This window comes from Streptomyces sp. Sge12 (genome assembly GCF_002080455.1).
Taxonomy (GTDB): Bacteria; Actinomycetota; Actinomycetes; order Streptomycetales; family Streptomycetaceae; genus Streptomyces.
Genome location: NZ_CP020555.1, coordinates 1,061,822 through 1,086,760 on the forward strand (window position 1 = coordinate 1,061,822; position 24,939 = coordinate 1,086,760).

The 24,939-nt window shown below is 71.4% G+C and carries 20 protein-coding genes; 8 read left to right on the forward strand and 12 right to left on the reverse strand.

The window, feature by feature from the left end; genetic code table 11:
• Window positions 1-723 precede the first annotated feature (723 nt).
• From B6R96_RS04915 to B6R96_RS04930, 4 genes are read left to right on the forward strand one after another with little or no spacing between them, the layout of a single operon-like run.
• Window positions 724-1,578 carry a methyltransferase domain-containing protein gene (locus tag B6R96_RS04915; protein ID WP_081524981.1) on the forward strand — a complete coding sequence of 285 codons (855 nt, stop codon included), beginning with the start codon at window positions 724-726 and terminating at the stop codon, window positions 1,576-1,578.
• 1 nt (window position 1,579) lies between these two features.
• On the forward strand, window positions 1,580-2,008 hold the full coding sequence (locus tag B6R96_RS04920) for a hypothetical protein (protein WP_081521724.1): 429 nt from the start codon (window positions 1,580-1,582) through the stop codon (window positions 2,006-2,008).
• On the forward strand, window positions 1,999-2,778 hold the full coding sequence (locus B6R96_RS38625; RefSeq protein ID WP_081521725.1) for a hypothetical protein: 780 nt from the start codon (window positions 1,999-2,001) through the stop codon (window positions 2,776-2,778). The genes B6R96_RS04920 and B6R96_RS38625 overlap by 10 nt, the downstream gene beginning before the upstream one ends.
• Window positions 2,766-3,308, forward strand: a complete 543-nt coding sequence (locus B6R96_RS04930) for a phosphate-starvation-inducible PsiE family protein (RefSeq protein ID WP_081521726.1) — start codon at window positions 2,766-2,768, stop codon at window positions 3,306-3,308. The genes B6R96_RS38625 and B6R96_RS04930 overlap by 13 nt, the downstream gene beginning before the upstream one ends.
• Here the strand turns inward: B6R96_RS04930 and B6R96_RS04935 are convergent.
• From B6R96_RS04935 to dnaK, 10 genes are all read right to left on the reverse strand, one after another.
• Complete coding sequence (locus B6R96_RS04935) at window positions 3,282-5,456, reverse strand: FUSC family protein (protein WP_081521727.1); 2,175 nt, start codon at window positions 5,454-5,456, stop codon at window positions 3,282-3,284. The genes B6R96_RS04930 and B6R96_RS04935 overlap by 27 nt on opposite strands.
• Window positions 5,457-5,614: 158 nt before the next feature.
• The gene (locus B6R96_RS04940) at window positions 5,615-6,748 is read right to left on the reverse strand and encodes a hypothetical protein (RefSeq protein WP_203351591.1); all 1,134 of its coding nucleotides are present in this window, start codon (window positions 6,746-6,748) and stop codon (window positions 5,615-5,617) included.
• Window positions 6,749-6,880: 132 nt separating this feature from the next.
• Entirely contained in the window at window positions 6,881-8,638 is a 1,758-nt protein-coding gene (locus B6R96_RS04945) for an FAD-dependent oxidoreductase (protein ID WP_081521729.1), read from the reverse strand.
• Window positions 8,638-8,901 carry a UBP-type zinc finger domain-containing protein gene (locus tag B6R96_RS04950; RefSeq protein WP_031147460.1) on the reverse strand — a complete coding sequence of 88 codons (264 nt, stop codon included), beginning with the start codon at window positions 8,899-8,901 and terminating at the stop codon, window positions 8,638-8,640. Before B6R96_RS04950 ends, B6R96_RS04945 begins: the two co-directional genes overlap by 1 nt.
• A 71-nt stretch (window positions 8,902-8,972) precedes the next feature.
• Window positions 8,973-9,431 (reverse strand): thioredoxin, encoded by a 459-nt coding sequence (trxA, locus tag B6R96_RS04955; RefSeq protein WP_031147458.1) that lies wholly within the window; start codon window positions 9,429-9,431, stop codon window positions 8,973-8,975.
• Complete coding sequence (gene clpB, locus B6R96_RS04960) at window positions 9,428-12,067, reverse strand: ATP-dependent chaperone ClpB (protein ID WP_081521730.1); 2,640 nt, start codon at window positions 12,065-12,067, stop codon at window positions 9,428-9,430. Before clpB ends, trxA begins: the two co-directional genes overlap by 4 nt.
• Entirely contained in the window at window positions 12,058-12,465 is a 408-nt protein-coding gene (locus B6R96_RS04965) for a chaperone modulator CbpM (protein ID WP_031147454.1), read from the reverse strand. The genes clpB and B6R96_RS04965 overlap by 10 nt, the downstream gene beginning before the upstream one ends.
• Complete coding sequence (locus B6R96_RS04970; RefSeq protein ID WP_081521731.1) at window positions 12,465-13,412, reverse strand: DnaJ C-terminal domain-containing protein; 948 nt, start codon at window positions 13,410-13,412, stop codon at window positions 12,465-12,467. Before B6R96_RS04970 ends, B6R96_RS04965 begins: the two co-directional genes overlap by 1 nt.
• Before the next feature lie 6 nt (window positions 13,413-13,418).
• Window positions 13,419-14,027: a nucleotide exchange factor GrpE gene (locus B6R96_RS04975; RefSeq protein WP_081521732.1), complete on the reverse strand. Its 609-nt coding sequence runs from the start codon at window positions 14,025-14,027 to the stop codon at window positions 13,419-13,421.
• An 8-nt stretch (window positions 14,028-14,035) separates the two neighbouring features.
• Window positions 14,036-15,937: a molecular chaperone DnaK gene (gene dnaK, locus B6R96_RS04980; protein ID WP_081521733.1), complete on the reverse strand. Its 1,902-nt coding sequence runs from the start codon at window positions 15,935-15,937 to the stop codon at window positions 14,036-14,038.
• A 718-nt stretch (window positions 15,938-16,655) separates the two neighbouring features.
• Between dnaK and B6R96_RS04985 the strand changes: the two genes are divergently transcribed.
• Window positions 16,656-18,299 carry a PucR family transcriptional regulator gene (locus tag B6R96_RS04985; RefSeq protein ID WP_237291325.1) on the forward strand — a complete coding sequence of 548 codons (1,644 nt, stop codon included), beginning with the start codon at window positions 16,656-16,658 and terminating at the stop codon, window positions 18,297-18,299.
• Window positions 18,300-18,318: 19 nt separating this feature from the next.
• Here the strand turns inward: B6R96_RS04985 and uvrA are convergent, their stop codons facing one another.
• On the reverse strand, window positions 18,319-20,787 hold the full coding sequence (gene uvrA, locus B6R96_RS04990; protein WP_081521735.1) for an excinuclease ABC subunit UvrA: 2,469 nt from the start codon (window positions 20,785-20,787) through the stop codon (window positions 18,319-18,321).
• A gap of 545 nt (window positions 20,788-21,332) precedes the next feature.
• Window positions 21,333-22,298 (reverse strand): pirin family protein, encoded by a 966-nt coding sequence (locus B6R96_RS04995; RefSeq protein WP_081521736.1) that lies wholly within the window; start codon window positions 22,296-22,298, stop codon window positions 21,333-21,335.
• A 105-nt stretch (window positions 22,299-22,403) separates the two neighbouring features.
• On the opposite strand from B6R96_RS04995, the gene B6R96_RS05000 reads away from it, so the two are divergent.
• The 3 genes from B6R96_RS05000 to B6R96_RS05010 all read left to right on the forward strand — a co-directional run bounded on the left by B6R96_RS05000 (window position 22,404) and on the right by B6R96_RS05010 (window position 24,856).
• Entirely contained in the window at window positions 22,404-22,754 is a 351-nt protein-coding gene (locus B6R96_RS05000) for a tetratricopeptide repeat protein (protein ID WP_053702561.1), read from the forward strand.
• Between the two features lie 70 nt (window positions 22,755-22,824).
• Window positions 22,825-24,021 carry a methyltransferase gene (locus B6R96_RS05005; protein ID WP_081524982.1) on the forward strand — a complete coding sequence of 399 codons (1,197 nt, stop codon included), beginning with the start codon at window positions 22,825-22,827 and terminating at the stop codon, window positions 24,019-24,021.
• Between the two features lie 28 nt (window positions 24,022-24,049).
• Window positions 24,050-24,856 (forward strand): MerR family transcriptional regulator, encoded by an 807-nt coding sequence (locus tag B6R96_RS05010; protein WP_234437742.1) that lies wholly within the window; start codon window positions 24,050-24,052, stop codon window positions 24,854-24,856.
• The last annotated feature ends 83 nt before the right edge of the window (window positions 24,857-24,939 follow it).

Genomic DNA, 24,939 nt, shown 5'->3' on the forward strand with positions numbered 1-24,939 from the left:
CCTCAGTGGTCAACGCTCCCACAATGGACGCGGACGCTGCCGCAAGTAGTGCCGGATTCATGTCTCCCCCCAATCCGGTTCGGCCTGTCCATCCTAGAAGCAGCTCGCATCGTAGAGGAGTCGTTCCCCGGAATCGGCCAGCCTGTGCAACAGCCCAGCAGGAACAACCGCTACGGACCATTGGGCATCACCATCACGCGTCCGAATCGAACAGCGGTCCACCGGGGGACACCCGCATACCCGCCTACCCGCCTACCCGCACCAGGCATGCTGACCCCCTCACGGCACAAGATCACAAACCTGTGATGGCGGCATCGCCAGTCGGACCGGCCGGGCCGCGCGCCGGTGATGCGGAGCCGGGCATGACGGTGCCAGAGGAAATCGACTCCGGGCGGGCGGCGCGCTTCTCAGGAGCCCTGACTCGCTCGGATTTTACGCAAGCACCGGAGTGGCGCCGGCACACCGCGATCGGTTCTACGAAACCGCCCACATCGGCGGTCGGCGTCGTGGTCACCGCCGAGCGGGTGCAGGGTCCGGTCGCCGGCCAGACCCTCATCGAACGGGTCGCCACCCTCGGCATCGACCTGCACATCGTCCGCCGCGACCCCGCCGCCAATCGCATTCAACCCGGCCATACGGGACGCCCGGGAAATGGGAGGTGTGCTGCGCCCGCGTCTCATACCATCGGCCAGCACCGACCCCACGAGTATCACCAAGGACTTTGTGAACCTCTCCGATCTTCGCGCCAAGGCCCCTTCGCTCGCGGCCGGCATGGCCGCCGCCGATCACAGCCCGGACAGCCAGCTGTCCCAGACTCGCCACCGCGCCGCGCTCGTGGCGGGCTGGCGCATCGCGCCGGGTTCAACCGTCCTCGAACTGGGTTGCGGGCAGGGCGACATGACCGCCGTCCTGGCAGAGGCGGTCGGGCCCGAAGGGCGCGTGGTTGCCGTCGACGTGGCCGAACCCTCCTACGGGGCGCCGGTGACGCTCGGGGAATCGGCAGCCCACCTCGCGGCGGGCCCCCTCGGGCCGCGCATCGACTTCCGCTTCGGCACCGACGTCCTCGACCCATCGGTGGGCTTCCCCGAAGGTGCCTTCGACCACGTGGTGCTCGCACATTGTTCCTGGTATTTCGCATCGCTGGGACAACTGCGGGACACACTGGCCCGGGTACGGCCGTGGGCGCGGCGACTGTGGTTCACCGAGTGGGACTTGACGCCTGCGTCCGGCGACCAGTTGGCGCACCTTCTCGCCGTGCTGATCCAGGGGCAGATCGAGGCCGCAGGGTCGCACGGTGAGGGCAACGTCCGCACGCCTTTCTCCCGTGAGGGGATGCTGCGTCTCCTGTCCGAGGTTGGCTGGACGGCCGACGGCAGCGGGCCGGTCGATACCGAAGAGCTTCAGGACGGTGACTGGGAAATCGCTGCTTGCCTCGAACTGGCCGGAACGGAGGAGCGTCTGGCGACACTGCCCGAGGCGGTACGACAGCTCGTCCTGAGCCAGGTCGACGTTCTCCGGGCCATCGCCAAGTCGCGCAACAACCGCGCGCTCACCGCGTACTCGCTCACCGCGCGGTGAAGTGGGCGCCGGCATCCGGCGCTGCGCTGCCTGCTCACTGGTGCAGGCCTTGCGGGTCGGGCCGTCCGTGGTGCTGGTCAAGTGGGAGGCCGGCATCGGAAAGTCCCGGCTCCTCAGGGAGGCCACGGGCCGGCTCGAGAGCGCAACCGTGATGTGGGGTGGGTGCCACCCGTTGCGTGAGCCGCTGCCGTTCGGCCCGGTCATCGACGCGCTGCGCTCCGCCGACCTGCACATCGACTCCCAGGCGAAGCTCAGCGCCGCCACCGCTGCGCTGGCACCGTATCTGGTCCTGACCTGTCGGGCGGAGGACCTGCCGGAGCACGGCAATGCGCTGGGCGCGCCGTACCGGCGGCCGGTCGGCGTCGGGGGCACGGAGATCACCCTCAGCCCGTTCACCGAGAGTGAGGTGCGAGAGCCGCCGTGTCGGTGATCGGGCCGGCCGCGGCCACCGCGCTCGGCGGCAGGCTGTTCGAGCGCAGTCAGGGGCTTCCGCTGGTGGCGGAGGAGGACTTGCTGACGGTGGCCGACCGGCTCGCCCGTTCCCCGGCCGCCGGAGCGAAGGCCCTGGAGGACATGGGGGTGCCCCGGGCGTTGCAGGAGGCGCTGAACAGCCGGGTCGCGGTGCTGGCCCCGGAGGCGGTGGCGGTGGTGCAGGCCGCCGCCGTCCTGGCCGCACCGGCCACCGAGGAACTCCTGGCGGCACTGGCGGCACTGGCGGGTCTGGAGGAGGCGCAGGCCGAGGCGTCCGGCCGGAGCCGCGAGGCACAACCTCGCGGCGCAGGCCGAGGTGCCTTACAGGATGCTGCGGGCGATGCCCGGCCCGCGTGGACCCGTCGGACGCGGGCCGCGGGTGACCAGGGACGCATGCCTGGCAGGACGAAGCTGGGGCGGCAGGACGTGGATGCGCTGACAGCCCGCATCAGCAAGCAGGTCGATGTCCCTCCGGGGGGTCGCGTGGTCTGTGGACAGCGCCCAGAGGCTTGGCAGCAGGACGACCCGGTGTCGTCCCATGCGTATCGCGCGGGTCAGGTCATCCAGCCGAGGCTTGTTGCCGGAGCCCGGAAAGCCGTTGTCGAAGTACACGACGGGCGTGGCCAGGCCGAGCAGGCTGCCACCAGGGAGGAGTCCCTCGTCCACCCGTTTGGCAGCACAGCGAGCCGCGCCCGCTGGCCTGGGGCGCCCCTAGGATGGCGACTGTGAGACCCAAACTCCCGAAGACCGAGGGCGGGGGCCGGGTACAGGGCCTCCTGCAACTCCTCGAGGACGGCATCCACCTCATTGTCGCGGCGCTCCTCGTACTGCTCGCGGGGATCCTGACCGTCGGGGTCGTCCACGACGTCGTCAGGTCGATCCAGGGGCCGTACGAGGAGGAGGCGGTCGTTCTGTCCGCCCTGGACAACAGCCTTGTGCTGTTCATCGTGGCCGAGCTGCTCCACACCGTCCGCCTGACCATCAGGAACCAGACCCTCGACGCGGAGCCGTTCCTCGTCGTCGGCCTGGTTGCCGGCATCCGCAAGGTGCTCATCGTGACGGCCGAGGCGGAGAAGTCCTTCCGGTGGAACGTCGAGGGGGTCGAACTGCTCGTCCTGGCAGGTCTGATCCTCGTGATGGCGACAGCGGGGTACGTGTGGCGTCGCTCGACGCGGCCGGGAGACTACTTCCCGCTCCAGGAGGCGCGGCGCGCTCCTCCGTCGCCGGAGCCGTCACCCACCCCGGTGGGCGGATCCTGATCCGGCACCTTCCGTCGCTGCGGCCGCCCGCACCCGTTGCTCTTCGCGAGCGGATCCGACGTCCCGTTCCAGGGGTGTACGGCTCACGGCCGTCGCGAGGTCCTCCAACGCCTGCTTCTGCATTTCCGCCCCGCGCCGCACCACCGGGCTCCCGTCTCCGGCGGCGGCGCCCTCCCACGCGTGGAGCGCCTCCTCCACGCGCGCCCAGTCCGGATTCCTGTGCTCGCGCACATCGACCGCCGCCTGCGCAGTGTCCGCCTCCAGAGCCTCGGCGAGCCGCTCCGCCTCGGGGACGGGACGGCTGTCGGCCCGCGGGACGTGGCTCTCCATGAGCATCGCCGCCCGGTCGAAGCCCTTGAGCGCCTCCTGCGCCTCCTCCGCCTCGCGTGACGTCAGGCCCCTGGGGCGGACCGGTTCCTGTCTCGCCCGGTCGTACGTCTCCTGCCAGGCGGCACGTGCCTCCCTGCTCGCCAGCAGTGCTCTGCGCAGGTCGGCGTGGTGTTCCCGGGTCGGTTCGGCGTAGCTGCGCAGCACCGCGGCCGCGTAACGGCCCTCGGCGGCGAGCCAGTCCGCAAGCCGGCCCGGCAGCCGGGGTGTCTCCCATGCGGGGAACACCACGTACGCCAGCATCGCGAGGGCCCCGCCGAGCAGGGTGAGCACCACCCGCTCCGGGACCGTCTGCTCCCACGCCTGGCCGCCCATGCCGAGCAGGAAGACGACGTATGCGGCAGTGAAGCACTGGGAGTAGGCGTAGCCGGTACGGTTCAGCATGAACGACAGGCCCGCCGAGACCACCGCCAGCAGGCCGAACACCTGGGCGTCCGGGCCCAGGGCCCGCACCATCCCGGTGGCGAGCGCGACCCCCGCCAGGGTCCCGGCGAGACGGGCCACCGCCCGCGCGTACGTCTGGTGGAAGTCGGGCCGCATCACCATCACCGAGGTGATGGGCACCCAGTAGCCGTGGCCCACCGGAAGCCGGGCGGCGATCAGGTAGCCGAGGGTGGCCACCGCCGCCAGGCGGACGGCGTGCCGGAACACGGGCGAGTCCCGGCGGAGCTCACGTCGGACCGCCCGGACCACGACCGGGACCAGCCGGAACATGGTCGGGCGCACCAGGACCTGGGCGTCCTCGGGGACGGGCGTCGCGGGCGTCCTCCCGGGCGTGCCGCACCGGGCGATCTCCAAGGCCTCGCCGAGCAGTTCCACGAGCCGCTCGGCGGCCTGCCGCGCGGGGCCCTCCAGCACCTCGTGCTCCTCGTCGACGCACAGGGCGTCCGTGCTTCCGGGCGACACCTCGGCGGGAGTGCCGCGGCGGATCGAACGGGCGGCCGCATCCAGGACCTCGGCGGCGGCGTCGAGCAACTCCCTTGCCCGGTCCCGCCCGGGCCCCTCCGGCGGGGCGCCGACGCCCGGGTCGGCGAGTGCGGCGACGACGGGCCGAATGCGCTCGGCGAGTCCCCTGGGGCCGTGCAGGACGGAGGGACGGGTGCGGGCCTGCGACGGCGTCACGGCGGCCGCGTCCCGGGCCGTCATCAACGGTTCCGGGTCGAACGGGGCGGTCGGGTCGTGCCGCAGCCGGCGGGCGTAGTCCGCCACGGCGGCCAGGGCGTCGGCGAGCGCGTCCCGATGCGCCCCCCAACGGCGGATCGGGAACAGCAGGATCAGCAGGGCCTGCGCCACGCCCCCGAGCGCGATGATCCCGGCGTGCTCCAGAGCCTGCCCGATGCTCGTGGGCAGGGTGACGGTCACCAGCATGCTGCCGACCGTCGTCGCCGCGACGATCCCGGCGGTCGATCCGACGGCCCACGCCATCCCTGCGGCGAAGGCCCATACGGCCAGCAGTGGGAGGAACGTCGTGAGTCGCCCCGCGGCCAGATACCCGAGGAAGGTGCCGAGTGCCAGACCTACGCCCGCGCCGAGCGCGATGACTTTGCGGGGACGCCAGGTGCGCTGGAACGTGGCTGCGCCCGCGGAGTAGGCGCCGAGGGCGGCGGACGCGGCGTACGCCGGGGAGGCGAGCCACAGCGCCGGCCCGATGACGAGCGCCACCCCCACAGCTGTGCGCAGCGCGAGCAGGGGCTCCAGTCGCGCCTCCTCGATCGTGAGCCCGGATCGCACGACTTCCCGGAGGGCCCGCAGCCACGTCACGGGCAGGAGCCTAGCCCGGCCCCGCTCCCGGGTCGTGCCGGCCACGCCGCCGAGAACGTTGAGCGTGAGGCGGGGGTCCTCGTGGCCCCCGGGGGCCGCCGATCGACCGGCGATGTCGTCGGGCCCTGACGATCACCAACCAGCGACGCATCTCCGACTCAGGTCATCAGCTGATCACCGTGGTCGCCTTGGAGCATGTGGCGACGTTGCTCTTCGCGCGTGGAGTAGGTGGCTGCGCGGATCGCCTCGTCGCTCTCCAAGCCCGATCCCAGCGCGCCGGCCACCGTGGCGACCGAAGCGACGAACCAGGACAACGTCAAGTACTCCGTGGCGTGCAGCGGGGTTCCTGTCGTGGAAGCGAACACCCGGTCGTTGAGGATGAACAGCGCCCACACCAAGTTGATGACCATCAATCCCACGTAGCAGACGAGCGCCCCGATACCGACGGTGAGGACCGTCGAGGTGTTGTAGAGCCGCGCCCTCTGCCTCGCCTCCGGCGATCCCTCCGTCGATCGGTGCCACAGCTCCCCGTCCACGATCAGCCAGCCGATCATGAGCCCGACTGACCCGACCATGGCGATCACGAGGCGTGGCGCGCTCAGGGCACCGGAGAGGCTCCAGGTGGTGGAGTCCAGGGTGGCGATGGCTCCCGTGGCGAGTGCGGCCGCCAGGGCTTTCGACAGGCCCGACACCAAGCGCCAAGGCCGGTTCGCGCGGACCATACCGACGAGCACCCGCAGGTAGCCGCGCGGCCCGCTGACGATGTACCGGAGATCGGCAGCCTCCTCGTCACCGACCTGGCCCCGGTGGACAGGCGCGAGACGACCGGCGAAGGGGCCCGGAAGCGGCTGACTCCGCGGAAGCCCCTCCGCCCCGGTGGCCTGCGGACCGGCCAAGCCGAGCACGGCTTCTTCCACGGCCCGCCGGGCCCTCGTCTGCAGCCGCAAGCCCCCCAGGGAAGGAAGGGACAGCAGCGCCAAGCCGTGTTCGTGACTCAGATCCACAAGAATCCTGCGCCCGTGTGAGTGCAGCGGAAGGTCGGTGAGGGCCACCACGATGTCCCAGTTCTCCGCACTTGCGCGCTCCATGACCCGGCGCATCAAGGTGTGCGGGTCCTCGGTCCCCGAGGTGAAGGGCTCGCTGACCACCTTGACGTCGAAGCGACGTCCCTGGCCCGCCTTTTCGGCGAGCCGGTCAGGAAGCATCCGGGCGATGCGCCGCGCGACGTCCGTGGGCGCGTCCGGATCGGCCAGGAGAGCTACGACCGTGACGCCCTGCGACGACTCCCGCACGACCGGACCATCCTCCTCGGCTGTCCTCCGCGATTGCAAGGGTTCACAGGATGCCCCGGGGTGGAGGCGAAGCCGTGGTGACACGCTGTCCGTACGGGGTGGGGCCATGTGTCGGGTCCGTCAGGGGCCGGGTCAGCGCGAGGACACGGGCCCGCCCGCTTCCGGCCGGCGTCCCTCGGGGCCGACGGTGACCAGGTTTCCCTTCCGTTCCCGGTGCTCGTGCACGAGGCGGATCGCCATGGCGCCTTCACCGGTCGCCGAGGCCACCCGTTTCACCGAGCCGCTCCTGACGTCGCCGGCGGCGAAGACCCCGGGCAGGGTGGTCTCCAGCAGCATCGGATCGCGGCCCAGTGAGGCCCACCGGTTCGTATCGGCCACCGCCCCGGCGTCGGCGCCGGTGAGGACGAAGCCTCTCTCGTCCAGGGCCAGCACGCCCCCCAGCCATTCCGTGCGGGGCCGGGCGCCGATGAACACGAACAGCGCCGCGGTCTGCAGCTCACGGCGCTCATGGCTTGCGTTGTCCTCCACCGTCAGCGACTCCAGCTTCTCCTTGCCGGCGACGCCCCGTACTTCGGTGTGGAGCAGCACCTCGATCTTGGGGTGCTGCTCCACCTGGTCCACCAGGTAGCGCGACATGTCCGCGTTGAGGTCGCTGCCCCGGACGAGGAGGTGGACCTCGGACGCGTGCTGGGCGAGGAACAGCGCCGCTTGTCCGGCGGAGTTCCCGCCGCCGACCACGGCGACCGGGTCGGCGCGGCAGAGGCCGGCCTCGTGGACCGTCGCCGCGTAGTAGACGCTGATCCCTTCCAGGCGGTCGATGCCGGGCACTTCGAGTCTGCGGTACCGCACGCCCGAGGCGAGCACCACGGCGCCGGCCCGGGTCCGGGAGCCGTCTGTGAACGTGACGATGTACTCATCGTCCTGCGGGGTGAGCGCGCTGACCTCCGCCGGCACCATCAGGCGGGCGCCGAACTTGTGCGCCTGGAGCACCGCACGCTCGATGAGTTCGCCCCCGGAGATGCCGGACGGGAAGCCGAGGTAGTTCTCGATGCGGGACGAGGTCGCGGCCTGGCCTCCCGTGGCCACGGCGTCGACGGTGACCGTGGTGAGGCCGTCGGAGGCGCCGTACACGGCGGCGGCGAGTCCTGCGGGGCCCGCACCGACCACCATGACCTCGCACCGTTCGTTCTCGGCCGAGGGGGCGGGGGCGGGCAGCCCGATGAGCCGGGCGAGTTCGGCGTTGCTCGGATTGCGCAGGAGCCGCTCGCCCTGCCAGAGGACCACCGGTGTCTCCTCGGGACGGATGGCGAACCGGCGCAGCAGTGCCTCGGCCTCCTTGTCCCTCTCCAGATCCACCCAGCGGTGGGGCAGCCGGTTGCGGGCGGCGAACTCGCGCAGCCGCAGCGTGTCCCGTGAGTAGCACGACCCCAGGATCCGGAAGCCGGCGCCGAGGCCGATGAGCAGGTACCTGCGGCCCAGGTAGGCGCGGAGGATCAGGTCGCCGAGGACGGGGTCGCTGCCGACCAGGGCGCGTTGCCGCTCCACCGGTACGGCAAGGATCTCGCCGGCCTCGCGCACCACGGCGGTGTTGAACGCTGCCTGGCCTTCCAGCAGTCCGAGTTCGCCCAGGAACCTGCCGGGTCCGTGGACCGCGACCGTGCGCTCGTCGGGGCCGCCCTGGTCGCTGAGGATTTCGACGGTCCCGCTGAGGATCACGAGGAACTCCCGGAACGGCTCGCCCTCGCGGTACAGCACCTCGCCCTCGGCGGTCCTGCGGCGCTCACCGTGCGCACTCAGGTCCTCGAGCTGCTCCGGCGTGAGGCGCGGGAACGCCCCGTACCGGTCCGGTGTCTCGCGGACCGCACCCTTCTCGTGCTCGGCCCTGCTCATCAGACCAGCGCCTCGTGGACGAAGCACCAGCGCCAGTCCTCTCCCGGCTCGAAGGACTGCACGACGGGGTGACCGACGCTCCCCGCATGCCGCCTGGCGTGCTTGAGGGGGGAGGAATCGCAGCAGCCGACGTGCCCACAGGTGAGGCACAGGCGCAGGTGGAGCCACGGGGACTGCTCCCTGAGGCACTCCTCGCAGCCCTGCGGGGTACGCGGCGTCACTGGGCGAACCATCGCCAAGTGCGGGTCGGGAATCGTGGCCATGAGGGTTTTCCTTCCGTGAAGTGGGCCTGATCGGCCGCGGCCGGCGATGGTCTTCCTCAGCACAGTCGCCTTCACCCTCCCGCAGTGGTCTGCCGGCCCGCCACCGCCTGCTCGACCCAGGAGCGCAGGACGGGCGCGGGTGCCGCGCCGGCCTGCCGGGCGAGCGTCTCGCCCCGGTCCAGGACGAGCAGGGTCGGCACCGCCTGCACCTCGAACCGCCGACTGAGCCGTGGGTTCTGGTCGACGTCGACCTTGACGAGCTTGATCTGTCCGGCGAGGTCCCGGGCGACCTGTTCGAGGGCTGGGCTGACCATGCGGCAGGGGCCGCACCAGGTGGCCCAGAGGTCGACGACGACGGGCACCGTGGCGTTGTCGGCGACCTCGGCGAAGTCGCCGTCGCCCGCGTCGACGACCCAGGGCAGGGGCTGCTTGCAGTGGCCGCATCGGGGCCGTCCCTCGGCGGCCACGGGAATCCGGTTGCCGCGACCGCAGTTCGGGCAGGTCACCGTGGTCGTCCGGGTGGTGTTCACGCCGCCCTCGCTTCCCGGTCGTCCTCCTGCTGGTCGTAGGTGACCACCAGCTCTCCGTGCTCGGCGTCGACGCGCACCGTCGCACCGTCCTGGACGTCGCCGCGCAGGAGGGCGCGTCCGACCAGCGTCTCGACCTCGTGGGAGATGTAACGCCGCAGCGGCCGGGCCCCGTACACCGGGTCGTAGCCCTGATGGGCAATCACCACCCGTGCAGCGTCGGTGAGTTCGACGGTAATGCGGCGCTCGGCGAGCCGCCGCCGCAGCTCGTCGAACTGAAGCTCCACGATCCGCTCGATCTGCCGCTCACCGAGCGGCTTGAACAGCACGATGTCGTCGACGCGGTTGAGGAACTCCGGGCGGAAGTGCCCGCGCAGCTCGCCCATCACCAGGGCGCGGGCGTCGGGCTTGATCTCACCCTCGGCGGTGGCGCCGTCGAGGAGGTGCTCGGAGCCGATGTTGGACGTCATGATGATCACGGTGTTGCGGAAGTCGACGGTGCGGCCCTGCGCGTCGGTGATGCGACCGTCGTCGAGCATCTGGAGCAGCGTGTTGAAGACATCGGTGTGCGCCTTCTCGACCTCGTCGAACAGGACGACCGAGTACGGCTTGCGGCGCACGGCCTCGGTGAGCTGGCCGCCCTCCTCGTAGCCGACGTATCCGGGCGGTGCGCCCATGAGCCGGCTGACGGTGTGCCGCTCCTGGTACTCGCTCATGTCGAGGCGGACCATGTTGTCCTCGGAGTCGAACAGGGTCCGGGCGAGGGTCTTGGCCAGCTCGGTCTTCCCGACGCCGGTGGGGCCGAGGAAGATGAACGAGCCGATGGGACGGCGGGGGTCGCGGATGCCGGAGCGGGCACGGATGATGGCGTCGGTGACGAGCTTGACCGCCTCGTCCTGGCCGATGACGCGCTCGCGCAGGATCTCGTCGAGGCGCAGCAGCTTCTCGCGTTCGCCCTCCTGGAGGCGGGCGACGGGGACGCCGGTCCAGGCGGCGACGATCTCGGCGATCTCCTCCTCGGTGACGACCTCGCGCAGCAGCCGGTTCTGCCCTTGTTTGGCGGCCAGTTGCTCCTCCTCCGCGGCGAGTCGGCGCTCCAGGTCGCGGACGCGGCCGTAGCGCAGTTCGGCGGCGCGGTTGAGGTCGTAGGCGCGTTCGGCCTCCTCGGCCTCGTGGCGGACCTGTTCCAGTTCCTGGCGCAGTTCCTGCACGCGGCGGATCGCCTGCCGTTCGGCCTCCCACTGGGCGCGTTTGGCGTCGGCTTCACCGCGCAGGTCGCCCAGTTCCCTGCGCAGCTCCTCCAGGCGTGTCTTGCTGGCGGGGTCGGTCTCCTTGGACAGGGCGGCGTCCTCAATCTCCAGTCGCGTGACACGACGGGTGATCTCGTCGAGTTCGGCGGGCATCGAGTCGATCTCGGTACGCAGCCTGGCGCACGCCTCGTCGACGAGGTCGATGGCCTTGTCGGGCAGGAACCGATCGGTGATGTAACGGTGGCTGAGGGTGGCCGCGGAGACCATCGCGGTGTCCTGGATCTTGACGCCGTGGAAGACCTCGAGGCGTTCGCGCAGTCCGCGCAGGATGGAGATGGTGTCCTCCACGCTGGGCTCCTCGACCAGGACCTGCTGGAAGCGGCGTTCGAGGGCGGCGTCCTTCTCGATGTGCTTGCGGTACTCGTCGAGGGTGGTGGCGCCGATCATGTGGAGTTCGCCGCGGGCCAGCATCGGCTTGAGCATGTTGCCCGCGTCCATGGCTCCTTCGGCGGCGCCTGCGCCGACGACGGTGTGGAGTTCGTCGACGAAGAGCAGGATGCGCCCTTCGGCGGCCTTCACCTCGGACAGTACGGCCTTCAGGCGTTCCTCGAACTCGCCGCGGTACTTGGCGCCGGCGACCAGGGAGCCCATGTCCAGGGCGAACACCGTCCTGTCGCGCAGGCCCTCGGGGACGTCGCCGCGAACGATGCGCTGGGCCAGGCCCTCGACGATGGCGGTCTTGCCGACGCCGGGGTCGCCGATGAGGACGGGGTTGTTCTTGGTCTTGCGGCTGAGGATCTGGGTGACGCGGCGGATCTCCGCGTCACGGCCGATGACCGGGTCCAGCCGACCGGACCGGGCCTCGAGGACGAGGTCGCGTCCGTACTTCTCCAGTGCCTCGTAGGCCACTTCGGGGTTCGCGGAGGTGACGCGCTGGTTGCCGCGGACCTGGGTGAGCGCGCTCAGGAACGAGTCCCTGGTGATGCCGGCCTGTTTGAGCAGTCGCCCGGCGGCGGTCGAAGAGCTCTCCTCGGCCAGGGCGAGCAGGAGGTGTTCCACGGACACGTACTCGTCCTTGAGGCGTTTGGCCTCCCGCTCGGCGGCGTCGAGCAGGTGGGCGAGGCGCTGGGTGACGAAGACCTGGCCCGGTGCCGCGCCGGGGCCGGTGACCTTCGGGCGGCGGGAGAGTTCCTCGCGCACGGCCTCGCGCAGTCCCTTCGGCTCCTTGCCGGCCTGCTCCAGCAACCGCGGGATCAGACCGTCCTCCTGATCGAGGAGTGCGAACAGCAGGTGTTCCCCGTCGACCTCGGTGTGCCCCATGCGGCCGGCCGCGGTCTGGGCCTCCTGGAGGGCTTCCTGGGACTTCTGGGTGAGACGGTTCATGTCCATGGGGGTGTTTCACTCCTCGTGCCGCGGCCGCGCAGGGCGGCTTCGAGCAGGCTGATGCGGTCGAGCAGGTCGAGCACCAGGCCGATGGATGCGTAGTTGAGGCAGAGTCCGGTGCGCAGCCGCTGGATGCGGGCGAGGACCGCCGGGGCCGTGGGGTCGAACACCAGGTGTCCCGCGGCGTCGCGTCCGGCGTCGATCAGGCCGAGGGCGACGAACCGCCGGATCAGATCGGGGTGGAGGCCCGAGCGACGGGACACGGCGTCGAGGGAGAGCCTGGGGGCGGGCACGAGTGCGTACCGGACGGCCGTCGAGGCGGTGAGGTCGGCGCCCGTTCGTACCGGACGGTTGCCCGCGCCGGCCCGGCCGGGGCCTGACGCTCCCACGGGTGGTTCGTTCATCACGTCCTCCTGGGGTCGTACGAGGAGGCGGCGGCGAGCTCCGCGAACAGTTCGCGCTCCCGGTCGCCGAGGGTGGGTGGCACCACGATGCGGAGTTCGGCGTACAGGTCGCCGTTCGCGCCGCGCGGGTTCGGCATGCCCTCGCCGCGCAGCCGCAGCCGCCGGCCGCTGGACGAGCCCGCGGGCACCGTGACCTTGGCCGTGCCGCCGCCGGGGGTGGGCACCGGCACGGTCGCGCCCAGGGCCGCCTCCCAGGGGGTCACCGGGACCTGGACGTGCACGTCGCGGCCGTCCAGCCGGAATCGGGGGTGGGGCTGGATACGCACGCGCAGGTACAGGTCGCCCGCGGCGGCGTCACCACTGCCCCGGCCGCCCTCGCCCGCCAGCCGGATGCGCTGCCCGTCGGTGACGCCCGGCGGCACGTCGACCTCGTACCGCCGCGGCTGCCCGGTGGGACCGGCGAGCGTGACGGTGCGACGGCCGCCTCGGTACGCCTCCTCGACGGTGAGCGACAGTTCGGCCTCCTGGTCCGCTCCGGGGACGCTCCCCCGGGCGGCGCCGGCTCCGAACATGGAGCCGAACAGGTCCTCGATGTCGATGCCCTCCGCTGCGAAGTCGTCGCCGAAGCCGGCGTACCGGACCCGCGGACCGCCGCCGCCTGCGGTCGTCCGACCGCGGAAGCCGCCGCCCGCTCCCGCCGCGACCCGTTCGTCGTAGTCCTCCGGGATCTTGCGGAAATCCTCGCCGAAGCGGTCGTAGCGGGCCCGGGTCTTGGGATCGGACAGGACGCTGTATGCCTCGTTGAGGTCCTTGAAGCGCTCTTCCGCCCCGGGGTCCTTGTTGACGTCGGGGTGGTGCCTGCGGGCGAGTTTGCGATATGCCTGCTGGATCTCGTCCTGGCTCGCGGACCGCGACACCCCGAGCGCCTCGTAGTAGTCCTGCGCCATGACCGGTCACTCCCGCTTCGCGACGGTCACGGCGGCGGGCCTGAGCTGCCGCTCGCCGTCCCCGTAGCCGGGGCGCAGTACCTGGACGACAGTGCCCGGTGCGGCGTCGGGGTCCTGGACGACGCCGACCACCTCGTGCCGGGCGGGGTCGAAGGGGACGCCGGTCTCCGCGTGTCGCGGGTAGCCGAGCAGTTCGAGGACGTTCACCGCTTGGTCGCGTACGGCCAGGATGCCCTCCACGATCGCGCCCGGATCGGCGCCCGCGTGGGTCAGGGCGAGTTCGAGGTTGTCGAGGACGGGCAGGAACGCGGCCGCCGTGCGGGCGCGCTCCACCGCCCGTTCGCGCTCCAGTTCCCTGGCGTGACGCTTGCGGAGGTTGTCGAGGTCGGCGAGTGCGCGCCGCCAACGGTCCTCCAGTTCCTGGATCGCGGTCGTGTACTCGTCCTCGGCGGACGCGGGGCCGGCGGCATCGGGTCCCGGTTCGCCGTTCGCCGCTCCGTGCCGGGACGGGCCCGGTTGGGGCAGGTCCCCGCGAGGCGGGGGTCCGGCTCCTTCCGGGACCGGTTCGGCCGGATCCGGCCCGGCCCGGTCGGGTTCCTGGGGGTAGGTGGGCATGGCGCGCCTCAGCCCTTGTCGAACTCGGCGTCGATGACATCATCGTCACCGCCACCGCCACTCGTGGGACCGCCGGTGGCGGCGTCCTGGGCGGGACCTCCGCCCGTGGTGGCGGCGCCCTGGTGGGCCGCCAGCCCGGCGAGCACCTGCTGGAGTTCGGAGGTCAGGGGGCGCACGCGTTCCACGCCCGCCTCTTCCTTGACCGCCGCCCGGGCGTCCGACACGAGCATCTCGCCGCGTGCCTTCTCGTGCGCGGGCGCTGCGTCGCCCAGTTCGGCGAGACGCTTCTCGACCTGGTACGCGACGGCATCGAGTTCGTTGCGGGCGTCGACGGCCTCGCGGAGTGCCTTGTCCTGGCCCTGGTTGCTTTCGGCCTCCTGGACCATGCGTTCGACCTCGCTGCGGTCCAGGTTGGAGCTCTCGCTGATGGTGATGCCCTGTTCCTTGCCGGTGTCCCGGTCACGGGCCTTGACCTCGAGGATGCCGTTGGCGTCGATGTCGAAGGTGACCTCGATCTGTGCTTCGCCCCGCGGCGCCGGCCGGATGTCGGTGAGCTGGAACCGGCCCAGCACCCGGTTGTCGGCGGCCAGCTCGCGCTCGCCCTGGAGGACGACCACGTCGACGGCCGGCTGGTTGTCCTCGGCGGTGGAGAAGGTCTCGCTGCGGCGCACCGGGATGGTGGTGTTCCGCTCGATGATCTTGGTCATCACTCCGCCGCGTGTCTCCACGCCCAGCGACAAGGGGGTCACGTCGAGCAGCAGGACGTCCTTGACCTCACCCTTGAGCACCCCTGCCTGGATCGCGGCACCGAGGGCCACGACCTCATCGGGGTTGACGCTCATGTTGGGTTCCTTGCCGCCGGTCAGTCGGCGGACCAGGGTCTGGACGGCGGGGATGCGGGTGGATCCGCCGACGAGGATGACTTCGTCGATGTCGCTCTCGCCGACCTTGGCGTCGGCGATGGCCTGCTCGACCGGTCCCAGGCAGCGTTCCACCAGGTCGCCGGTGATCTGCTCGAACGTGGACCGCATGATCGAGTCGGTGAGGTGCTTGGGCCCGGCGGCGTCGGCAGTGATGAACGGCAGGCTGACCTGCGTCTGCGTCACCGAACTCAGCTCGGTCTTGGCCTTCTCCGCCGCCTCGAACAAGCGTTGCAGCGCCTGCGCGTCCTGTCGCAGGTCGATGCCGTTCTCCTTCTGGAAGTCGTCCGCGAGGTGATCCACCAGGCGCCGGTCGAAGTCGTCGCCGCCCAGGTGGCTGTCGCCTGCGGTGGAGCGCACCTCCACCACGCCGTCGCCGACGTCGAGGATGCTCACGTCGAAGGTGCCGCCGCCCAGGTCGAAGACGAGGACGGTCTCGTGCTCCTTCTTGTCCACGCCGTACGCGAGGGCGGCCGCCGTCGGCTCGTTGATGATCCGCAGCACTTCCAGTCCCGCGATCCGTCCGGCGTCCTTGGTGGCGGTGCGCTGGGCGTCGTTGAAGTAGGCGGGCACCGTGATGACCGCCTCCGTGACCCGCTCCCCGAGCTGCTTGGAGGCGTCGTCGGTGAGTTTGCGCAGCACCTGTGCGCTGATCTCCTCGGGCGCGTACAGCTTGTCGCGCACCTTGAAGCGGGCCGCCCCGCCGTCGCCCTCGACGACGTCGTACGCCACCGCCCTGGCCTCGTCGGAGATCTCGTCGAAATGCCGGCCGATGAACCGCTTGGCCGAGTAGATGGTGCCCTTGGGATTGAGGATCGCTTGGCGCCGGGCCAGCTGGCCCACCAGACGTTCCCCGGTATCGGTGAAGCCCACCACGGACGGTGTCGTGCGGTTGCCCTCGCTGTTGGGCACGACGGACGGCTCTCCGCCCTCCCACACGGCGATCACCGAGTTGGTGGTGCCCAGGTCGATGCCCACTGCCTTGGCCATGAGGAACTCCTCCCGGTACGGCGCCTGCGCCGACTGTCCGGATCACGTTCGTTCAGGTACGGGCGGGGACCTCTGCCAGTGGTCTGCAGCCCGCAGATCAGCCCTGCGGCCTCGTCGGAGACCTCCTCGACGAGGAGCAGGGCGGAGACGACGGGGTCGAGCCGGTTCACCGAGCCGAACAGCCGTCGAGCAGGACACCGGGGCCCTCTCCACGGGAAACCCGTGGCCCAAGAGGTGCTCAACGGCGTGTGCGGCTTCCCCGTACGTCGTGAACGAGGCAGCCGGCCTGCGGAGCTGCTCGGTCACCGCCCGGCGCTACCTACCGGTGCGCGGACGGTTTCGAACACTCCCCAGGGTGGCGGGCCCAGTGGCTCCACGCCTGCGCCTGGCAAGTCGGAAAAGCACGGGTCCGGTCGCCCCACGAGTACGAGAGGCAGAATCCGAACCTCTCGTATGAGCCGACCCGACCAGCACCGCCGCTCGGCGGTAGGCTCGAAGAGAACGGAGTGATCCCATGGCGAGCAGCCGGCCGCACCATCTGTACCGCCGCCGCTGCGACCGGGAGAGAAGCCTTCCGCGGGACAGCGGCGGGCGGCTCCCCATGGCCGCGCGGAGAGGGTCCGTCCCACCCCGCGGCAGCGGGTGGCGCCCCACCGCCGCGGGACGAGGGCCCCGCCCGCCTGCTCCCACCCAGGCCGACCGTGTCCCCCACGCACTGATGACGCTCTCCAGCGCGCTGTTCGACACCCTGGACGAAGGCGAGATCCTGGGCCTGGCCATGGACCACATAGCCGCCGCAGGGCCGTACGGCGCCGAGGCCGGATACCTCACGGTGGACGGCGCCCTGGTCCCCAGCCGGAGGAACGGGCAGGTCCACGCCCTGGCCGTGGACCGGAGGGTGCGGGAGCTGGCCGGGGAGGACGGCACCGTGACCGTACCCGGCCTGCCCAGGGCCCGGGCCCTGGGGCTGCGCGGGCACGAGAGGCTCCACGGCTACCTCGTGGTGACGTCCCGCTCCCGGCCCACCGAGGCCGAGCGGTCCCTGCTCGCCACCCTGGTCCGGCACACCGCCGCCGCACTCTCGGCCGCCTTCGCACACCGCCGCCGACGCGAGGACGCGCTGGAGCTGTACCGGCTCAGGGAGGAGCGGACAGCCCTCCAGGGGCAGCTGATCTCCGTCGTCGCCGAGCTGGGGTACCAGCGAGCCCTTCACGCGCTCATGGCCGACGTCGCCGCCTCGGGCGGCGGCGAGGAAGCCATCACGCGCGCACTGCACGGGCTCACCGGACTCCCCGCGCTGGTCGAGGACCGCTTCGGTCGGCTGCGGTCCTGGACCGGTCCCGATCGCCCCGACCCCTATCCCGAACCGGACCCCGTGCGCCAGGACGCAATGCTGTGCGCCGTCGGCCGTCAGGCCGGGCCGGTGCGCGTGAAGGACCGGCTGGTCACCCTGGTCCGCCCGCACGGCGAGATCCTGGGCGTGCTGGCCCTGGTCGACGCCCGGCGCGAGGCCGACGATCACACCCTGCGCGCGCTGGAGGACGGCGCCGCGTCACTCGCCCCGGAGCTGGCGCACTTGCGCAATCTGGCCGAAGTGGAGTCGAAGCTGCACCGCGAGCTGGCCGACGACCTTCTGACAGGCACGGACGAGGCGAGCGCCTACGCCCGTTCCGAGGCAGTCGGACACGACCTGCACCGCCGCCACTACGTCGTCGTGGTGCAGTGGTCGAACCGGACCGCGGACGGTCCCTTCGCGCAGACCGTGGGCCGGGCGGCCTCTGCCGTGGGCATGCACTCGCTGCTGACCCGGCGTTCCGACCACGTGGTCCTGGTCACCGACGACAGGCCGCACGCCCGCGCGCTGTACGAGGCGCTCGCCCGGGAGACCGGGACACGGTCCGGGACCATCGGGGTGAGCCCGCCTTGCGACTCCCTGGCCGACATCCCCCACCGCTACCAGGAGGCGCAGCGCGCCCTGGAAGTGCGCCGGCACTCCCGCGAGCACTACGGCACGACGTTCTTCGACGAGCTGGGCCTCTACCGCATCCTGGGACCCGGCAACGACTACCGGGAACTGGAGACGTTCGTCCACGAGTGGCTCGGGCAGCTGATCGACTACGACTCCCGGCACCACACGGCCATGGTGGAGACGCTGTCCCAGTACTTCGACTGCGGCGGCAACTACGACGAGACCGCCGAATCCCTCGCGATCCACCGCAGCACGCTGCGCTATCGGCTCCAGCGCATCCGCGACATCAGCGGCAACGACCTCGCCGACGTCGAGGACCGGCTCAACCTCCAGGTGGCGACCCGAGTGTGGAAGATCGTGCTGGGCGAACAAGCAGGAGAACGGCGTCGTTGAACGCGATGCGGCAGATCGATCACCCGCGCGCGAGCCGGGCCGCGAGGTAGGGCGCGGTGATGCTGCGGCGGGATTTCGCCACCTTGGCCGGCGGGCCTGCCGCGACCACCCTCCCGCCCGCGTCGCCGCCGCCCGGCCCGAGGTCGATGACCCAGTCGGCGGTGGTGATCGTGTCCAGGTCGTGCTCCACGAGGACGACCGTGTTGCCGGCGTCGACGAGCTTGTGCAGCTGTCGGAGCAGCAGCGCGACGTCCGCGGGGTGCAGCCCCGCCGTCGGCTCGTCGAGCAGGTAGAGCGCGTGGCCGCGGCGGGCCCGCTGGAGTTCGGTGGCCAGTTTGATGCGTTGCGCCTCACCACCGCTGAGCTCCGTCGCGGGCTGCCCCAGCCGCAGGTACCCCAGTCCCACCTCGCGCAACGTCTCCAGACTGCGGGAGGCGGCCGGGACGGCGGACAGGAACGCAGCGGCGGCGTCGACGGAAAGCCCCAGCACGTCCGCGATGTTCTTGCCGCAGTAGGTGACCTCCAGCGTTTCGGCGTTGTACCGGGCTCCCTGGCAGGTCGGGCACGGTGCGTAGGTGCCGGGCAGGAAGAGCAGTTCCACCGCGACGAATCCCTCGCCCTGGCAGGTCTCGCACCGTCCTTCGGGCACGTTGAAGGAGAACCGCCCGGCCGAGTAGCCGCGCGCTTTTGCCTCGTCCGTCGACGCGTACAGCTTGCGCACCGCGTCGAACATCCCCGTGTACGTGGCCAGGTTGGAACGGGGAGTTCGGCCGATGGGCCGTTGGTCGACCCGGACCAGCCGGTCGAACGACTCGACCCCCGACGCGTCCTGGACGTCAACGACCAGCTGCGCCTCATCGGGCCCCTCGGGTGCGAGTCCGAGGTGGCCGCGGACGACCTCGGCGAGCACCTGCGTCACCAGGGTCGACTTTCCGGAACCGGACACGCCCGTCACCGCCGTCAGTACGCACAGCGGTACGTCGACGGACACGTCGTGCAGATTGTGGCGGGAGACGCCGCTCAGGTGCAGCCAGCCCTGCGGGGTGCGCGGGCGGTGGTCGAGCGGCTGGGCGCGCCCGAACAGGTACTGGCTCGTGGCCGACTCCGCCATCTGCTCCAGACCGGCGACGGGGCCGCTGTACAGCACGCGCCCGCCGCCCTCGCCCGCGCCGGGGCCGATGTCGACCACCCAGTCGGCCCGCCGTACGACGTCCATGTCGTGCTCCACGACGAACAGCGAGTTGCCCGCCGCCTTGAGGCGGTCCAGCACGTCCAGCAGCGGTTCCGCGTCAGCCGGGTGCAGGCCGGCGGAGGGTTCGTCGAGGACGTAGACGACGCCGAACAGCCCCGAGCGCAGCTGGGTGGCGATCCGCAGGCGCTGCGCCTCGCCGGGCGACAGGGTCGTCGAGCGGCGCCCGAGGCCGAGATATCCGAGGCCCAGGTCGAGCAGTACGTCGACCCGCGCGACCAGATCGCCGCAGATCCGGACCGCGACCTCGGTCGTCTCCCCGGATCGGGCGGTCGAGGTGGTGGCGTCGGCCTCGGACCGCTGCGCGACGGGCCGCAGCAGCCCCACGACCTCGGTGAGCGGCATCGCGTTGATCTCGGCGATGGAACGTCCGGCGAAGGTCACGGCGAGCGCCTCGGGCCGCAGTCCACTGCCGTGGCACTCGGGGCAGGGCACACTCCTGACGAACCGGAGCGCCCGTTCGCGCATCTTCTCGCTCTTGGAGTCGGTGAGGACGTGCATGACGTGCTTGCGGGCGCTCCAGAACTTTCCCTGGTAGCCGTAGTCGACGCGGTCCTCCTCCGGCTCGATGTACACGGAGGGCTGCTCGTCGGTGTACAGCAGCCAGTCCCGGTCTTTCTTCCTGAGCCTGCGCCACGGCCGGTCGATGTCGATCCCCAGGCCGCTCACGACGCTGCGCAGGTTGGCTCCCTGCCAGGCGCCCGGCCAGGCGGCGATCGCCCCCTCGCGGATGCTCAGCGAGGGGTCCGGGACGAGCAGGTCCTCGGCGACGTCGTGCACGACGCCCAGTCCGTGGCATTCGGGGCAGGCGCCGGCCGTGGTGTTGGGTGAGAACGACTCGGCTTCCAGCCGGGCCGCCCCTTGGGGATAGGTGCCGGCGCGGGAGTACAGCATGCGCAGCAGATTGGACAGCGTGGTGAGGGTACCGACCGTCGAGCGCGAGCTGGGCGACCCGCGCCGCTGCTGCAGGGCCACGGCCGGGGGCAGTCCGGTGATCTCCTCCACGTGCGGTGCACCGACCTGCTGCAACAGCCTTCGGGCGTACGGTGCCACGGACTCGAAATAGCGCCGCTGGGCCTCCGCGTAGAGCGTGCCGAACGCGAGCGAGGACTTGCCCGAGCCGGAGACGCCGGTGAAGGCGACCATCGCGTCCCGCGGAACGTCGACGTCGATGTTCCGCAGGTTGTTCTCGCTGGCACCCCGGACATGCACGAAGGGGTCGATCGCGTCCTCGTTCACCGTTCCTGATTACCTGATCGCGCCGGGAACCGCGCGACAGGCGCCGTCACCGGGGCCCCGCTCATACGAGCGTCCGGGGTCATTGGCTCCATTCCAATGGACCCAACAGCCGCATGCGGACCTGACCGGCCCCACCGGCATTACGTCGGGGATACCGGCGCCCTGGATGGACGGGCGGGCGGGCGGGCAGGCAATGCGTCTGGCACGACAGGGCCGGCGCCTACTGGCGCGCGCACCGCCTTCGCATGGCGCTCGGCATGCTGCACGCGGCGCATCGTCTCGTATGCGCGATCCGAGGCCGACGACCACACTCGATAGACACCGACAGCGGCATGAATGTCGGAGCGGCCTACCCGAGTGACCAGTCGAACGCCGCAGGCAGCCGCTGCATCCAGGCCATGCGACGAAACCTCTGACGCCTACGCTCCGTACAACCCGTCGCACCGCGTCCGAGGCCCCCGCCCAGGACTCCTTCACGACCCCCGGAAACGATGAAGCGAGCTGACGAACTGTCACCAAAGTCAGCTACTCCATAGAGGTGCAGGTCAGCGCACCCGACCGCGTGCTTTCAGGGGTACCGGCGGGAGCTGCGGAGCGGGGATCGGAGGGCCGTCGTAGCCCTTTACTTCGCCGTAGCGGGTGCCTTCCATCCAGTCCTTGCGGAACTGGACGATCTCCTCGTTGCTCCGGCCGATCCAGTTCCAGAACATCACGATCTCCTCCTCGAACGGCTCGCCGCCCAGGAGCATCAGGCCCGCGTCCGACGTGGCGCGCAGGGGGAGTTCCGTGCGGCCGCAGCCCAGGTAGAGCATCGAGCCCGGGAGGACCGGGACGCCGTCCACGTGGGCCTCGCCCGACATCGACAGGACCGCGTACTCGAAGTCCGGGTCCAGCGGGAGGCGGGTCTCGGTGCCCGACGCGAGGGTGAGGTCCGCGCCCACGATCGGGGTGTACGCCGTGCCCGGCGAGGTGGCCGTGTCCAGGGTGCCCAGGATGACCGTCGCCGTCAGGCCCGGGGCCGTCACCCGCGGGAGGTCGGCGTGGTGCTGGAAGTGGGGCTCCACGTTCCGGTGGGCGTCCGGCAGGGCCACCCACAGCTGGGCGCCGTGCAGGAAGCGGGCGTGCGGGCGCGGGCTCTCCTCCGAGTGGCTGATGCCGCGGCCGGAGGTCATCAGGCCCAGCTCCCGGGGCCGGATCGTCTCGAGGCTGCCCACGCTGTCGCGGTGCAGCACCTCGCCCTCGTGGAGCCAGCTCACCGTCTGGAGGCCGGAGTGCGGGTGCGGTGCGACCTGCATGCCGGGCTCGTCGGCGATGTCGTCCGGGCCGTAGTGGTCCACGAAGCACCAGGCGCCCACCATGCGGCGGCCCAGGTTCGGCAGGAGTCGGCGGACCTCGGTGGACTCACCGAGCTTGACCGTGCGCGGGCTGAGGAGCTCGCGCACCGGTTCGGCCACGACGAAGCCGCGGCCGCCGCAGGCGGAGAGAGCGGGCTGGCGATCGAGATTGCTCATGTGGACAACCTAGCCCCGTGCGGGCGGCGCCGGAGAGCGGAATGTTCCACGGCCAGGGCGTGTTGGAGGCAGCGGACGGACCACCTGAACGGCGGAAGGGAAGCGATGAACGCGCCGACGGCGTACTTCGAGCACGGGACGGCGGCCGAGCGCTGGGCGCGCGCCCAGCTCTTCTTCGACGCGAAGGAGTACACGACGGCCGCCCGCATTCTGGGCGGGCTGGCGGCCGAGGCCCCCGAGCAGCTGGCCCCCCGGCTGCTGCTGGCCCGCGCCTACTACCACTCCGCCCAGCTCTCCCGCGCCGAGCACGAGCTGCGCGCCATCCTGGAGCGCTGGCCGGTGGAGGACTACGCACAGCTGATGCTCGGTCGCACCCTGGAGCGCCTGGGCCGGGCCGCCGAGGCCCGCCCCCACCTGCGGATGGCGGCCGCCATGGCGGGCGAGTTCCCGGAGTAGTGCGCCGCCCGGCCCCGCGCATGCGGGGTCGGGCCTCCGGCTCCGATAGCCTGGGTCGCATATGAACCGCCTGACCACACCCTTCGGCTCCTACGAGCTCACCCGCTTCCCCGAGGACCCGCGCGACCGGCTCCGTGCCTGGGACGCCGCGGACGAGTACCTGCTGCGCCACCTCGACTCCGGTACCGGAGAGCGGGGACCGGTGGACCTGGCCGCCTCCGCCGGCCGGATCACGGTGCTCGGGGACCGCTGGGGGACGCTCACGACGGCGCTCGCCGCGTACCGCCCGACGCAGATCACCGACTCCGCGCTGACCCGCTCCGCCACCGCCGCGAACCTGGACCGGGCGGGCATCGGGACCTCGAAGTCGACGGTGACCCTGCTGACGACGCAGGACCCGCCACCGGAGCGGATCGACGTCCTGCTGGTGCGCGTGCCCAAGAGCCTCGCGCTGCTGGAGGACCAGCTGTACCGCCTGGCCCCGCACGTGCACGCGGGTACGGTCGTGGTCGGCACCGGCATGGTCAAGGAGATCCACACCTCCACGCTGCGCCTCTTCGAGAAGATCCTCGGCCCGACGAAGACCTCGCTCGCCGAGAAGAAGGCCCGGCTGATCTTCTGCACGCCGGGCACGCCCGGGGCGACCCGCCCCACCTCCGCCGGGCCGTGGCCGCTGACGTACACGGTGGACGAGGACGCGGGCTCCGGCTCCGGCCTGTCCGTCGTCAACCATGCCGGGATCTTCTGCGCCGACCGGCTCGACGTCGGCACCCGCTTCTTCCTGCAGAACCTGCCGACCAACACCGACGGTGCCCGGGTCGTGGACCTGGGCTGCGGGAACGGCGTCGTCGGCACGGCCGTCCAGGTCCACGACCCGGACGCCGAGGTCGTGTTCACCGACGAGTCCTACCAGGCGGTCGCCTCGGCACGGGAGACCTACCGGGCGAACGTCCGCGAGGGGCGGCGCACCGCCGAGTTCCACGTCGGCGACGGGGTCGCGATGCTCTCCCCCGGCTCCGTGGACCTGGTGCTGAGCAACCCGCCCTTCCACTCCCACCAGGCCACGACGGACGCGACGGCGCTGCGGATGTTCGCGCAGTCGCGCAAGGTGCTGCGCCCGGGCGGCGAGCTGTGGATCGTCGCCAACCGGCACATGGGCTACCACACCCATCTGCGCCGGCTCTTCGGCAACAGCGAAGTCGTCGCGAGCGAGCCGAAGTTCGTGGTCCTGCGGGCGGTCAAGCAGGATCGTCCCCGCCCCATGTGACCTGCCGGTACGTCCTACACTCTGGCGCGTGAGCAGCCAGGTGGAGAACCAGAGCGGTGGCGGGAGCGGCGGCACGGGCGAGGGCGCAGGCCGTGGCGCACGCTACCGCCGGGAAGACGTGGCCCGGGCGGCCGGCGTCAAGGTGCGCAACCTGCGCTACTACCAGGAGCGCGGGCTGCTGCCGCCGCCGCGGCGGGAGGGCCGGATCGCCTGGTACTCCGACGACCACCTGACCCGGCTGCGCCTGATCAGCGACCTGCTGGGCCGCGGCTACACGGTCAACGGCATCGCCGAGCTGCTGCACGCGTGGGAGGAAGGCGGCGGCCTGCCCCAACTGCTGGGCCTGGAACGGGAGATGACCCGGGACTGGGTCCAGGAGGAACCGGTGACGCTGTCCCGGGCCGAACTGCGGGAGCTGTTCGGCCCAACGGCGACGGCCGACGACACCCGGCGGGCGGCCGAGCTCGGCTACGTGACGATCGACGGCGACCTGGTCACCTACCCCAACCGGCGGCTGCTGGAGGCGACCCTGACGCTGGTGCGGCAGGGGGTGCCGCTCGTGGAAATCCTGGATGCCGGGGAGTTCGTGCAGGCGCAGGCCGCGGCGGTGGCGGACCGGTTCGTGGGGCTGTTCCGGCGCTATGTGATCGATGCGGCGGGTCCGGACGGCCTGGAGGGCCTGGAACGGCTTTCGGCCACGCAGCTTCAGCACATCACGGCCGCGGTGGCGGCGCTGCGGCCGGTGGCCGGCGAGGTGGTGACCTCGGAGTTCGCGCGGGCGATGGCCCGGCGGGTGGATACGGAGGTCGCCGAACTGCTGCGTACGGAGCAGTAGGAGTCGGCTCAAAGGGTGCGCTCGCACAACCTTGCCAACCCCCATTGGCACTCTTACATTCAACTCGTCGGTAACAACGGTGC